Origin of the sequence: Lutibacter sp. (genome assembly GCF_013041805.1) — a bacterium.
Lineage (GTDB): Bacteria > Bacteroidota > Bacteroidia > Flavobacteriales > Flavobacteriaceae > Lutibacter.
In genome coordinates, this window is the sequence record NZ_JABDRI010000031.1 from 1 (window position 1) to 12,713 (window position 12,713).

Here is a 12,713-nt window from a genome sequence, read left to right on the forward strand (position 1 = left end):
ATTATATTAAATTATTGAGAGTTGCTTTAGTGAAACAACTGGGTGAAGATGCTAAATTGATTTATGATGTGAGAATGGAAAATAATTATAGTAGTAATAATCCGCATACTGTAAAGATTCCTAGTTCTAATAGAAACCCAATAAATGCTCAAGGAGTAACAGTTCCGTTGGATTTTAATAAACGAGAATTGAAAAATCCTTTTATAATTCCTGGTATTCAAAAAGTTAAAATTGAATCACAATTAAATCCAAATTATAATTTTGATAGTTTTGTTGAGGGAGATTCTAATAGGTTAGCTCGTTCGGCTGGGATGGCTGTCGCAAATAAGCCTGGAGGAACTTCATTTAACCCATTATTGATTTATGGTGGGGTTGGTTTAGGAAAAACCCACATAGCGCATGCTATTGGTGTTCAAATTAAAGATAAATATCCTGATAAAACTGTTTTGTATATTTCTTCAGAAAAATTTACGCAGCAGTATATCGATTCTGTGAAAGGGAATAGAAGAAATGATTTTATTCATTTTTATCAGATGATCGATGTATTAATAATTGATGACGTTCAATTTTTATCTGGTAAAACAGGAACACAAGATGTTTTCTTTCATATTTTTAATCATTTACACCAAAATGGGAAGCAAGTTATTTTAACATCAGATAAGGCTCCTGTTGATATGCAAGATATTGAGCAGCGTTTGCTTTCTCGATTTAAATGGGGTTTATCTGCAGAACTTCAAGTTCCAGATTATGAAACTAGGGTTTCAATTTTACAAAATAAGCTTTACAGAGATGGTGTTGAGATGCCACAAGAAATAGTTGAATATATTGCAAAACATATAAAGTCTAATGTTAGAGAATTAGAAGGAGTTCTTATCTCTATGATTGCGCAGGCTTCGTTTAACAGAAAAGAATTCACTTTGTCTTTAACAAAGCAAATTGTAGATAAATTTGTAAAGAATACTAAGCGCGAAGTATCAATAGATTATATTCAAAAAATTGTTTCAAATTATTTTGAATTAGATGTTGCTACATTACAATCAAAAACTCGCAAAAGGCATATTGTTCAAGCTCGTCAATTAGCAATGTATTTTGCAAAAAGAATGACGAAAGCTTCACTAGCAAGTATTGGTTCTCAAATAGGGAAAAGAGATCACGCTACTGTGCTTCACGCTTGCAAGACTGTTGATAATTTAACAGAAACTGATAAGCAATTTAGAAAGTATGTTGATGATATCACCAAGAAACTTACTTTTTAATTTAAAGAAATGACCAAAATATTAATGGTTTGTTTAGGCAATATTTGCCGTTCTCCCTTAGCCGAAGGAATTTTAAAGTCCAAAGTGTTTTCTAGTAAAGCATTAATAGATTCTGCAGGAACAGGTGCCTACCATAATGGAGAGAAGCCAGATATTAGATCAATAAATATTGCTAAAAAACATAATATAGATATTACAGGTCAATCTGCAAGAAAATTTGTGGTTGAAGATTTTGATGAATTTGATATTATTTATGTGATGGATAACTCAAATTATGATAATGTTATTAAGTTGGCAAGAGATGAAAATGACATATCTAAAGTGAGATTTATTTTAAATGAGATTTTTCCGAAAGAAAATTTAGATGTGCCTGATCCTTATTACGGTGGAGATTTCGGTTTTAAAAATGTTTATAAAATGTTGGATGAAGCTTGTGACCATATAGCAACTAAAATTAATAAAAATGGATAATATTGAACTTGGTAAGTTGTACTTAATTCCAACTACTTTAGGTGATAATGAGCCATTAGAAGTTTTGCCTTTATCTGTAAAAAAAGTAATTGAAGAATTAGATGTATTTATAGTAGAAAATGAAAAAACTGCCCGTAGATTTATCAAACAAATTACTCCTAGAAAATCTCAACCTTCACTACATATTTTAAAATTAGATAAATATGCTGATCAATTAGAGGTTAGGACTTATTTAGATGTTTGTTCAACAGGTGTCTCGGTAGGATTGCTTTCTGAAGCTGGAGTTCCTGCAATTGCAGATCCTGGAGCTGAAATAGTTAAGCTAGCACATGAAAAAGGAATTAAAGTAGTTCCTTTAGTTGGTCCGTCATCTATTATTCTTGCAATGATGGCTTCAGGTTTTAATGGACAGAACTTTGCATTTAACGGTTATTTACCTATCGATTCCTCCGAAAGAAAAGCTGCAATTAAAAATTTAGAACGGTTATCTAAAGAGAAAAATCAATCTCAAATATTTATTGAAACTCCATTTAGAAACGAAAAAATGCTCACTGATTTAAAAAGTACTTTAACACCTACTTCAAAACTATGTGTGGCTTGTGATATTACGTTGCAAACAGAATACATTAAAACTTTAGAAATCAAGGATTGGAAAAACGAAAATCCTGATTTGCATAAAAGACCTACTATATTTATAATACATAAAGATTAAAAAAAGCTTCAACTTAAAAATTGAAGCTTTTTTTTAAATTAAAATCTATTTTAATTAAAGTATCGGTTTTTTATTAGCTTCAATAAAAGAAGTATCGTACCCTGAAAATAATTTTAAATAATGCTGAATTGACGAACCGTAAGCATCTTTAAACTGGGTTTTTCCATTACTTCTTAGGTATTTTTTTACATTTCCAGCACCTGATAAATGGGCTGCTGCAATAATTCCTGACTCAGTAATTTCAATACCGTTAATTTTTTTTCCAACACTTCTTTTAATATCTTTTCTCAAAATCCATTTATTTACAGAACATAGCGCAATAAAAGCATCTTCTTGCAATTCAGGAGTTTCTAAGAATAATTGAGTGTTATTTATTTTAAATCTTTTTAAGGTAGATTTTCCAAACTGATATTTACCTAAGTACCCTAGTGTATTGATTACATGATATTTTCCTTGAGATTCTTTAAATGCAACTGCTTCTTTAAATCCGTTAAAGGAATTTCCAACAAAAGGAATATTGCTGCTTAGTGTATTGAAAAAACTTTCTTCTTCAGTAGGAGCAAACTGTAATTCGTTTGAAATTTTAATGCTAGATTTAGCCGTATTAGCATCTTTAGAAAAACTTGAAATAATGATTCCTAAGATTAGTAAGCTAAAAAATATGATTACTTTTTTCATAATTTATAGGTTTTAATGACCCTCTAAATTTCCGGCTGCAAATGTAATATATATTTTTATATTAACAATAAAGATATGAATTTATTTCGAAACTTAACATATTGTTAACAAATTGTAAGTTTTGTTAATAAAAATGAAATAGACTGTGAAGTATTGGTGTTAGAGATGTGATTCTAATAAATAGTTGAATGAATCAATTTTTAGATCTTAACGGTTTACGCCTTGTTGATTCAACCACTTTTGATATTTTAAAGCATTTCTATTGTGTTGAGATAATGTTCTTGAAAATTCGTGTTTTCCAATTGAAGTAATACTAGCACACATATAATAATAATTATGTATCGATGGATTCAATACAGCATCAATAGAAGATATGTCTGGCATTGCAATTAGACCTGGAGGTAATCCACGATTTTTATAGGTATTATAAGGCGATTTAATTTCTAAATCTTTGGTTAAAACTCTCTTGATGGTTGTTTCTGTTCCAAGCTCTTTTTTTAATGCAAAAATAATAGTTGGATCGGCTTGTAATGGCCATTTATCTTTTAACCTATTTAAGTATAGCCTCGCAACTATTGGTCTTTCAGAGATGTTTGCTGTTTCTTTCTGAACTATTGAAGCAAGTGTAATTACTTCATGAATCGATAAATTTAACTTTTTAGCTTGCTCTAATCGTTTTGTATTCCAAAATTTTTGATATTCAATACTCATTCTTTTTCTGAAGTCCTTAGCTGAAGTATTCCAGTAGAACTCGTAAGTATTTGGAATATACATTCCAAGTGCAGTTTGTTCATTAAATCCGTTTGTTTCGATAAAGTGATTATCCGTTAGTACATTTAATAGTTGAATAGAGTCTGGTTCAATTTGTTTTGAGATTCTACCGGCAAGCTTTTCGAACGTATCTTGATTATTAAATGATAATTTTACGGTTGTTTGTTTTCCGCTTCTTAATAGATTAATCAATTCATTATTGTTAGCACCTTTTTTAATTAAATATTTTCCTGGTTTAATAGTATTTGGATAATTTTTTTTGTTCGCCACCCATCTAAATGAATTCGTATTTTTTAAAAAGGGTTTTAATAAATTTTCAACTTCGTTAATATTACTATTGGTTGAAATATAAATATAACCTTCATTTGTGGTGTTTGGTTTGTATATTTTAGTATAAAAATTATACCCAATAAAACCTCCAATTACAATTAGAATGCTTAGTATTAATAAAATAGATTTTTTAATGTTCATTCGTATTTCTAATTAATTGGTAGAGTAGTTCATTTTTGAAATTATTATTTGAAAATATCCAATCCTTTTTTTCACCTGTTTTTATAAAGTTGAATTTTTCAAAAAGTGAAATGCTATTAAAATTATCTGAAGTAATATTTGCAAAAATTTGATGTACATGTAAATGGGTAAAGGCATAATCTATAATCATTTCTAGAGCTTCTGAACCATAACCTTTATGTTGGTTTTCGGAAGTTAATAAAATTCCTAAGCCAACACGTTTATGTTGTGGATTAAAATCGAACAAGTCAATCATTCCAACTGCGATGTTTTCTGTATCGCATATCACAAATCTGTATTGTTTAGCTTCATAGATATCTTGATGTGAATTTTCAATATATTTTTGTAATATATATTTAGAAAAGGGCGTTTGAGTGCTACTAATCTCCCAAAACGATTCATTATTTTCACAAGCAAATAAGAATTCTAAATCTGTTGGCTCTAAAGCGCGCAAGTTTATATGTTTTCCAAGTAGAGTTGCCATTAAATTATGATATTTCCTTCAAAAACAAATTGCGCAGGTCCTTTTAAAAAAACATTTTTATAAAGATCATCTTCTTTAGTAAATGAAACTTCTAGTTGACCACCTAAAACATTTAACTTTATACAATTATGTGAGGTTTTATTCGTTTTGTGAGCTGCGATGGCAACTGCAGTAACTCCTGTTCCGCAAGCTAATGTTTCGTCTTCAACACCTCGTTCATACGTTCTTACATCAAAGATGTTCGTTGAAATTTGTTCAACAAAATTAACATTAGTACCTTCTTCAAAATAAGGCGCTCCATATCTTATTTTCGAACCTAACTTTTTAATATCTAAATCTTTTACTGTATTGCAAAAAGTAACGTGGTGTGGTGATCCGGTGTTTAAGAACGAATGTTTTTTGAAAATTTCAACAGTAGTTACATCGTTCATTTGTAAGTTAATAATATCATTGTCTATACTAGCAAAATGCAATCCGTCAGTAGCCAAAAAAGTAGTGTTACCTTCTATAATGCCTAGTTTTTTGGCAAATGCAACAATACATCTACCTCCATTTCCACACATACTACTTTCATTTCCGTCAGCATTAAAATAAATCATTTTAAAATCTGTTTCTTCCGATTTTTCAAGTAATATGAATCCATCAGCACCAATTCCAAAACGTCTATCGCATAACTTTTGTATTAAGCTAGTGTTATTTTTTGGAAATGATAAGTTTCTGTTATCGACTATAATAAAGTCGTTTCCCGTTCCCTGATATTTATAAAATTTCACTTTCATTAATGCAAATGTAATAAATAATACATAGTTTTTTTGAGTTAAAAATTAGCAATAGATTTTAAAGTGTTAAACTCAGTTAAATGAGTGTTAATATAGCGTTAAAGCTATTTTTAGAAATAAAAAGTTTTTTAATTTTGAGTGTTAAATTATAAAAATGCTTTAAAAATGAAAAAAATAGTAAGTATCGTTTTGTTTTCAGCCTTAGGTGGTTTTCTAACACTTGGATTTTATAAGTTGTTTATAGAAAAACCTCAAATTGTAATTGAAAAAGCTGTGGAACCTAGTCCAAGTATGGTTGCAACTAGTAATTCTTCTAGAACAATTGCTTCAACAGAGAATACTGATTTTACCGTCGCGGCAGAAAAAACATTAAACTCAGTAGTTCATGTGAAAAACACCTCATTTAAAACGGTTAGAGACCCTTTTGCTGAGTTATTTTATGGTCAGGGAAATGGAATGAAGCAATATTCTCAAGTTGGTACGGGAAGTGGTGTGATTATTTCTTCTGATGGATATATAATCACTAATAATCATGTTGTAAAAAATGCTACTGAAATTGAAGTTACTTTAAATAACAAAAAAGTCTATAAAGCAAAAATGATTGGAACTGATTCTACTAATGATATTGCTTTGTTGAAGGTTGAAGCGACAGATTTACCATATATTGTTTTCGGAGATTCTAACAGTATTAAAGTAGGTGAATGGGTACTTGCAGTTGGTAATCCATATAATTTAACTTCTACGGTAACAGCTGGAATTGTAAGCGCGAAAGGAAGAGATTTAGAAGGAAATGGGAATATTACAGATTCATTTATTCAAACAGATGCTGCTGTAAACCCAGGAAACAGTGGAGGTGCACTAGTAAACACTAGAGGTGAGCTAGTTGGAATAAATACAGCAATTACCTCCCGTACTGGATCATTTATTGGTTATTCTTTCGCTGTTCCTTCTAACATTGCTAAAAAGGTTGTAGAAGATTTAATGGAGTTTGGGAATGTTCAAAAAGCAATCTTAGGTATTAGCGGAGGTGAATTAAATAATAGGGCTGCAGAAAATTTAGATATTGAGTATACAGAAGGTTTTTATATTGCTGATGTTATTGAAAATTCAGGAGCTGAAAAAGCAGGTTTAAAAAAGGAAGATATTATTATAAAGCTTGATAACATCAAAATCTCAACCTATGCAGATTTACAGGGCTTTTTAAGATCAAAACGACCAGATGAAATGGTTGCAGTTACTTATATAAGAGATGGAGAAAGTTTTACTGTTGATGTAAAATTGACTAAAAATGAAATAAGTAACGTATCTGTTTTAGGGTTAGAGTTAAAAAATATTGATAAAAATAAACTGAAAAAATTATCAATTTCTAATGGAGTTGAAATTACTGAAATTACAAACAAAGAACTTATGTATTATGGGGTTAAAAAAGGTTTTGTAATTGTGGCAATTAACAATGAAAATGTAACTTCTGTTGATGATGTAAATAATATGATTGCTTCTAAAACTGATGGAGAAGTGCTACGCATTGAAATGTTAAATTTAGAAGGAGAGAGAGAACGATATATTTTTAGATAAAAAGTTGCAAATTACTTTTAAAATCCTTTCAATTTGTTGAAAGGATTTTTTTTACAAATAAACCTTTGCGAAAACGTTTGAAATAGGTATTTTTGCCGAAATTTAAAAATTTAGCATTCACATGTCTTATAACGAAATTTATGAAAAAGAGCTCGCTTTTCAAGCTGATAGAAGAAGAGCAACGGTAGAATTTATTAGAATAATAAGTGATTTATGGTATGATGATACTGTTGAACTCGTTTTATTTAGAAATCAATTACTAGATAGAAATGTTAGTGAAATATTAAGTTTAATTCAATATGCAAGTGATTTTGTTGAGAAGCCTATTTCTATTTTTGATGCTGTTGAAATTGCACGCGAAATTAAAAATCACAAATTACCACCTTCAAAAATTGATATTGGTAAATTGGTATATGAATATTATTTAGATAATAATTCCCAATCAATTGATAATTTTATTGATGAAAAATTAAAACCTGCTAAAAGCAATACTATTTCTGAGCCAAAAGATGTTGTTTTGTATGGATTTGGTCGTATTGGTCGCTTATTGGCTCGTGAATTAGTAGCATTAACTGGTAAAGGCAACTTAATGCGTTTAAGAGCAATTGTTACACGAGGAGAAATTACTGAATCTGTTTTAGAAAAAAGAGCTTCCTTACTAAGAAATGATTCTGTTCACGGTGATTTTCATGGAACGGTAAGAATAGACTTAGATAAAAAAGCATTGATAATTAATGGTGCAACAGTTTATGTAATTTCAGCAAATACTCCTGAAGAGATTGATTACATATCGTATGGAATTTCTGATGCACTCGTTATTGATAATACAGGTGCTTTTAGAGATAAGGAATCTTTGAGTAGACATAAAAAAGCAAAAGGAGTTTCTAAAGTGTTGCTGACTGCACCAGGAAAAGGTATTCCAAATATTGTTCATGGTGTAAATCATTTAGAGTATAATGCTTCTGAAATCGATATTTTTTCAGCAGCTTCTTGTACAACAAATGCAATTACGCCAGTTTTAAAAGTTATTGAAGAAAATTTTGGAGTTATTAATGGTCATTTAGAAACGATTCATGCGTATACAAACGATCAAAATTTAGTTGATAATATGCATAATAAATACCGCAGAGGTAGAGCGGCAGCACTAAATATGGTAATTACGGAAACGGGTGCAGGGAAAGCTGTTTCTAAAGCATTGCCATCTTTTGAAGGAAAATTAACTTCAAGTGCCATTCGAGTTCCTGTACCAAATGGTTCGTTGGCAATTTTAAACTTACGTATAGAAAATGCTGCAAGTAAAGAAACTATTAATAATACCTTGAAAAAACATTGTTTAGAAGGTGCTTTAGTAGAGCAAATTAAATATTCTTTAAGTAATGAATTAGTTTCTTCTGATATTGTTGGAACATCAGCTCCTGCAATTTTTGATAGTAATGCAACCATTTCAAATGGTGATGGTAAGAACATAGTGTTATATGTTTGGTATGATAATGAATATGGTTATACGCATCAAGTTATTAGGCTGGCAAAATATATTTCTCAATTAAAGAAGTTTACTTATTATTAATATATCTCGCAACATTTGTTGCTTTGTTTGAAACTTTATAAAATTATCTTTGATCTATGAAAATATCCAATTCAGTCAAAGGTATTTTATTAGCTGTAGTTTCAGTAATTGCTGTCTCTAATGTCTATATTTTTAGCAAAGCTGCTTTATCTGAAGTTAGTTTGCAACAATTTGGAGTTTATTGGTTTAGTTTTGGTTTGCTATGGATATTACTTTATGCCTGGTATAAAAAAACATATCATAGTTTAAAAGAGATTAAAGGAAATCAATATTTTATTTTATTTGTTATAGGACTTATTGAAGTAATAGGAACTTATTATTTCTTTAAATCTATTCACACAATTTCAAACCCAACAATTGTTTCCTTTATTGGAAATATTTCTCCAGTTTTTGTGATTACATTAAGTTTTATATTACTTAAAGAGCGATTTTCAAACTTAGAACTTATAGGAATGCTATTAGCTTTAGCAGGAGCATTTGTAATTAGCTATAAGGGAAAAGCAAGTTTTAAAGATATGTTTATAAATGGAACACAATATGTTGTATATTCTAGCTTTTTGGCAGCAATTAATTCAGTGGTTGTAAAAAAGAATATCAAAAAAATTCATCCTATTATTTTTACTATTAGTAGAAGTCTCTTTTTGCTAATTTTTTCTATTATGGCGCTAAATTATGTTGGAGAATCATTGGTAATTTCAACAAGAGCTGTAAGAAATATTTTTATAGGATCACTTTTAGGACCGTTTTTAACTGTAATAGCAGGTTATTTAGCTTTACAGTATATTCCATTGTCTCAAAAAGCGATTATAGCAAGTACAAAAGGACTTTTTGTTTTGCTAGGTTCATATTTGTATTTTAACCAATTTCCACCAGCTATTACCTTATTGGGAGGCTTAGTTACCATAGCGGGACTTTTATTAATTGCTTTTGGTAAAATGAAATCTCAAAAAAAAGCCAAACCAACAAGTTGATTTGACTTTTTAGAAATTAAAGTATCAAGTTTATGTAAATATTATTTGTGTTCTGTCTCCATCACACATTTCATAAAATTCACCAATTGTAATAATGTCTGAGACTTCATCTGATAAATCTTTTTTCTCTAATTTAAACATGTCAACTGCTAATTTACAAGCATAAATTTTACCTCCACCAGCAGTAATCATTTCTAAAAATTCATCTACTGGAGGCATATCTAAAGCTTCCATTTGTTTTCTCATCATTCCTGAAACAGCAGACTCAACTCCTGGTAATCCACCTAACATTGTAGGGAAAGGAAGTCCGCCAGGCATACGCATTGCTGGGTTACCAGTAGTTGCTGTATGTAAATGATTCATGGCTTTTTTTGTGATTCCATCCAAACCAAAAAAAGTAAAAAATACATTGGTTTCTATTCCTTCCATTACAGCTCCATTTGCCATAACTAAACTAGCGTAAACATCTTCTAAGCTTCCTTTGGCGCATATTAAGCAAACTTTTTCTAAAGGTTTTTTTTCTGTACTCATTTTTTAAATTTTTAATAATTAATTACAAGCGAATAAATTTAAATACAACTAGTTGGTTTAGGTATTCCTGCAATTTTTGATGAAAATTTTAAAGGACCTTTTGGGAATAAAGCATATAATTCTTTAATGTTAACAATACCGGATTTACCTACACTTCTTATGGTTAAACCTTCTTTAGCTTCAGTTTTTTCACGTAAAAAGTTGAGAACTTCAAAGTGTTTTGGTGTTAATTCAATTCCTATTTCACTTGCAATTTCTTTTGCAATTCCTTCATTCCATTGAGACATATCTTCTAAATATCCTTCTTCTGATACATTTACTTCTACTCCTGCTATAGTTTTTACTGACATAATTATTTTATTTTTATATAGTTAATATTTATTTTGAATCGGATTTTATATCAAAAATCTTCCCTTTAAAACTCATGTTTCTTGAAACAAATGGAATGGCAATACCTTTTAATAACATATTCCAGTATATCCACCTAAAAGCTAGTTTTCCCCAATGATTAAAAACACTTTCTTTCAATAACTTAAGGGGTCCAATTTTTGCAAACGGAAATGTTCCATGAACAGGTTCAGTTACATAGTTAAAATCAATTAGCAAAGCTTTGTTATTCCCAGTTTCAATAAAACAGTTTGCATGACCATCAAATTCCTTTTTCAAAGAATATCCGTCCATATAAAGAAGAATATTATCTGTTAAAGTCTCAGCTTGAAAATGAGCTACTGACCCTGCTTTTGAAGCTGGGACATTGGTTGCATCTCCAATTACAAAAATATTTTCATGAGCTAAAGATTGTAAGCTGTTGTGATCTGTAGGAACAAAATTTAAATCATCACCTAAACCTGATTTTGCGATAACTTCATCACCCATATTAGTTGGAATAGTTACTAATAAATCAAAAGGAATTCTTCGGTCTTCATAATCTACAATTTCTTTTGTATCGTTATCAACATGTTCAATGGCAAAATCAGCTTCCATTTTAATGCCTTTTTCTTTTAAAAGATAGGTTAATGCAGTTGAACAAGTTGGTTTTGTAAAAGCACCTGTTAATGGAGTAACATATGTGATTTCTACTTTATCTCTCATTCCTTTTTTTCGGAAAAAAGAATCAGCTAAGAATGCAAATTCTAATGGGGCAACTGGACATTTAATAGGCATCTCTGTTAAGTGAACAACTAGTTTTCCGCCTTCCCATTCTCTTAATTTATTACGTAAAGCTAATGCTCCTTCAAAAGTGTAAAAGTCAAAAATGTCTTTTTTCCAATGAGGCCCTAATAATCCTTCGGTTTCTTCAGGGGCAATTTTTGAGCCAGTTGCTATAATTAAAATGTCATAATCTAGTGTTTCGTCTTCAAGCTCAACTTTATTTTCCTCAGGAATAATTTTTTCTATTTTTTTCTGAACGTAATTTACTCCAATAGGTATAAATCTCTTTCCTACTTTTTTTACTTGACTTTCTGTATAGGTGTCAAATGGTAGAAATAAAAAACCAGGTTGATAGTAATGTGTTTTATATTGATCAACAACTGTAATTTTCCATTTGTTGAGATAGAGTTTTGGTCTTAAATGGTTAGCCATCATTGTACCTGCTGTTCCGGCACCTAATATTAATAAGTTTTTCATATTTAATGGTTTGTGTGTATTGTGTGTCTTTAATTACACAGTAAAGTTACTATAGTTACATAACCATTTATATGATAAATGTCAGTCCTAACTGTAATAATAGTTACAAAAGGTCCAATCTAATTTGAAGTTTATACAATTTTATGTAAACCGCTAGAAACTTAAAAAATATGATTATTTTAGCCTTGAAATAATTTGAAAATGATGCAAAGAATTGAAGAAAAAATCAAGCAATTAAGAAAAGAATTACGAGAGCATAATTATAATTATTATGTGTTGGATAATGCAACAATTTCTGATTATGAATTTGATTTAAAGCTGAAAGAATTAGAAAAATTAGAAACAGAAAATCCCAAATTTTTTGATTCCAATTCTCCAACCCAAAGAGTGGGAGGAGAAATCACCAAAAATTTTAATACGGTTGTTCACCAAAATAGAATGTATTCTTTAGATAACTCATATTCAAAAGAAGACTTATTTGACTGGGAAAAGCGAATTAAAAAAATATTGGAAACTGAGAATGTTAGTTATACTTGTGAGTTAAAATACGATGGAGCATCTATTAATTTAACATATAAAAATGGTGTATTAGTTAGTGCAGTAACAAGAGGTGATGGATTTGAAGGAGATGATGTTACTGGAAATATTAAAACAATAAAGTCGATACCTTTAGTATTAAAGGAAAATTTTGTTGATGATTTTGAGATAAGAGGAGAAATTATTTTACCCTTAGATGGGTTTAATAAAATGAATGAAGAACGAATAGAGGCAGGTGAAGA

13 protein-coding genes and 1 pseudogene are annotated in these 12,713 nt (G+C 29.7%); 7 read left to right on the forward strand and 7 right to left on the reverse strand.

Annotated features, from left to right (window positions below):
• From dnaA to HKP59_RS04480, 3 genes are all read left to right on the forward strand, one after another.
• The coding region (dnaA, locus tag HKP59_RS04470; protein WP_291803851.1) for a chromosomal replication initiator protein DnaA at positions 1–1,256 on the forward strand (1,256 nt) is incomplete at its 5' end.
• A 9-nt stretch (positions 1,257–1,265) separates the two neighbouring features.
• On the forward strand, positions 1,266–1,727 hold the full coding sequence (locus HKP59_RS04475) for a low molecular weight protein-tyrosine-phosphatase (RefSeq protein ID WP_291803854.1): 462 nt from the start codon (positions 1,266–1,268) through the stop codon (positions 1,725–1,727).
• Positions 1,720–2,439, forward strand: a complete 720-nt coding sequence (locus HKP59_RS04480; protein WP_291803857.1) for an SAM-dependent methyltransferase — start codon at positions 1,720–1,722, stop codon at positions 2,437–2,439. Before HKP59_RS04475 ends, HKP59_RS04480 begins: the two co-directional genes overlap by 8 nt.
• 54 nt (positions 2,440–2,493) lie before the next feature.
• On the opposite strand, the gene HKP59_RS04485 is transcribed toward HKP59_RS04480, so the two are convergent.
• The 4 genes from HKP59_RS04485 to dapF all read right to left on the reverse strand — a co-directional run bounded on the left by HKP59_RS04485 (position 2,494) and on the right by dapF (position 5,661).
• The gene (locus HKP59_RS04485; RefSeq protein WP_291803860.1) at positions 2,494–3,117 is read right to left on the reverse strand and encodes a peptidoglycan-binding protein LysM; all 624 of its coding nucleotides are present in this window, start codon (positions 3,115–3,117) and stop codon (positions 2,494–2,496) included.
• A gap of 207 nt (positions 3,118–3,324) precedes the next feature.
• Positions 3,325–4,359, reverse strand: a complete 1,035-nt coding sequence (gene mltG / locus HKP59_RS04490; RefSeq protein WP_291803863.1) for an endolytic transglycosylase MltG — start codon at positions 4,357–4,359, stop codon at positions 3,325–3,327.
• Positions 4,349–4,882 (reverse strand): GNAT family N-acetyltransferase, encoded by a 534-nt coding sequence (locus HKP59_RS04495; protein ID WP_291803866.1) that lies wholly within the window; start codon positions 4,880–4,882, stop codon positions 4,349–4,351. Before HKP59_RS04495 ends, mltG begins: the two co-directional genes overlap by 11 nt.
• The gene (gene dapF / locus HKP59_RS04500; RefSeq protein WP_291803869.1) at positions 4,882–5,661 is read right to left on the reverse strand and encodes a diaminopimelate epimerase; all 780 of its coding nucleotides are present in this window, start codon (positions 5,659–5,661) and stop codon (positions 4,882–4,884) included. The genes HKP59_RS04495 and dapF overlap by 1 nt, the downstream gene beginning before the upstream one ends.
• A 165-nt stretch (positions 5,662–5,826) precedes the next feature.
• On the opposite strand from dapF, the gene HKP59_RS04505 reads away from it, so the two are divergent.
• The 3 genes from HKP59_RS04505 (at position 5,827) to HKP59_RS04515 (ending at position 9,774) form a co-directional block, all read left to right on the forward strand.
• Positions 5,827–7,236: a trypsin-like peptidase domain-containing protein gene (locus HKP59_RS04505; RefSeq protein WP_291803871.1), complete on the forward strand. Its 1,410-nt coding sequence runs from the start codon at positions 5,827–5,829 to the stop codon at positions 7,234–7,236.
• A 121-nt stretch (positions 7,237–7,357) separates the two neighbouring features.
• On the forward strand, positions 7,358–8,803 hold the full coding sequence (locus tag HKP59_RS04510) for a glyceraldehyde-3-phosphate dehydrogenase (RefSeq protein ID WP_291803873.1): 1,446 nt from the start codon (positions 7,358–7,360) through the stop codon (positions 8,801–8,803).
• Between the two features lie 56 nt (positions 8,804–8,859).
• Positions 8,860–9,774, forward strand: coding sequence for a DMT family transporter (locus HKP59_RS04515; RefSeq protein ID WP_291803875.1), 915 nt, complete (start codon positions 8,860–8,862; stop codon positions 9,772–9,774).
• Between the two features lie 30 nt (positions 9,775–9,804).
• On the opposite strand, the gene HKP59_RS04520 is transcribed toward HKP59_RS04515, so the two are convergent.
• From HKP59_RS04520 to HKP59_RS04530, 3 genes are read right to left on the reverse strand one after another with little or no spacing between them, the layout of a single operon-like run.
• A complete protein-coding gene (locus HKP59_RS04520; RefSeq protein WP_291803877.1) occupies positions 9,805–10,305 on the reverse strand; it encodes a DsrE/DsrF/DrsH-like family protein in 501 nt (166 codons plus the stop codon).
• 38 nt (positions 10,306–10,343) lie between these two features.
• A complete protein-coding gene (locus HKP59_RS04525; protein ID WP_291803880.1) occupies positions 10,344–10,655 on the reverse strand; it encodes a TusE/DsrC/DsvC family sulfur relay protein in 312 nt (103 codons plus the stop codon).
• A gap of 28 nt (positions 10,656–10,683) precedes the next feature.
• Positions 10,684–11,934 carry an FAD/NAD(P)-binding oxidoreductase gene (locus HKP59_RS04530; protein ID WP_291803883.1) on the reverse strand — a complete coding sequence of 417 codons (1,251 nt, stop codon included), beginning with the start codon at positions 11,932–11,934 and terminating at the stop codon, positions 10,684–10,686.
• A gap of 204 nt (positions 11,935–12,138) precedes the next feature.
• Between HKP59_RS04530 and HKP59_RS04535 the strand changes: the two are divergent.
• A pseudogene (locus HKP59_RS04535) lies at positions 12,139–12,713 on the forward strand (NAD-dependent DNA ligase LigA); the annotation flags it as partial.

Bases quoted from the DNA above. Each gene is read 5' to 3' on its own strand.
- HKP59_RS04480 (WP_291803857.1), top strand. From the start codon at position 1,720: ATGGATAATATTGAACTTGGTAAGTTGTACTTAATTCCAACTACTTTA.
- mltG (WP_291803863.1), bottom strand. From the start codon at position 4,359: ATGAACATTAAAAAATCTATTTTATTAATACTAAGCATTCTAATTGTA.
- HKP59_RS04495 (WP_291803866.1), bottom strand. From the start codon at position 4,882: ATGGCAACTCTACTTGGAAAACATATAAACTTGCGCGCTTTAGAGCCA.
- HKP59_RS04525 (WP_291803880.1), bottom strand. From the start codon at position 10,655: ATGTCAGTAAAAACTATAGCAGGAGTAGAAGTAAATGTATCAGAAGAA.
- HKP59_RS04510 (WP_291803873.1), top strand. From the start codon at position 7,358: ATGTCTTATAACGAAATTTATGAAAAAGAGCTCGCTTTTCAAGCTGAT.
- HKP59_RS04475 (WP_291803854.1), top strand. From the start codon at position 1,266: ATGACCAAAATATTAATGGTTTGTTTAGGCAATATTTGCCGTTCTCCC.
- dapF (WP_291803869.1), bottom strand. From the start codon at position 5,661: ATGAAAGTGAAATTTTATAAATATCAGGGAACGGGAAACGACTTTATT.
- HKP59_RS04485 (WP_291803860.1), bottom strand. From the start codon at position 3,117: ATGAAAAAAGTAATCATATTTTTTAGCTTACTAATCTTAGGAATCATT.
- HKP59_RS04515 (WP_291803875.1), top strand. From the start codon at position 8,860: ATGAAAATATCCAATTCAGTCAAAGGTATTTTATTAGCTGTAGTTTCA.
- HKP59_RS04530 (WP_291803883.1), bottom strand. From the start codon at position 11,934: ATGAAAAACTTATTAATATTAGGTGCCGGAACAGCAGGTACAATGATG.
- HKP59_RS04520 (WP_291803877.1), bottom strand. From the start codon at position 10,305: ATGAGTACAGAAAAAAAACCTTTAGAAAAAGTTTGCTTAATATGCGCC.
- HKP59_RS04505 (WP_291803871.1), top strand. From the start codon at position 5,827: ATGAAAAAAATAGTAAGTATCGTTTTGTTTTCAGCCTTAGGTGGTTTT.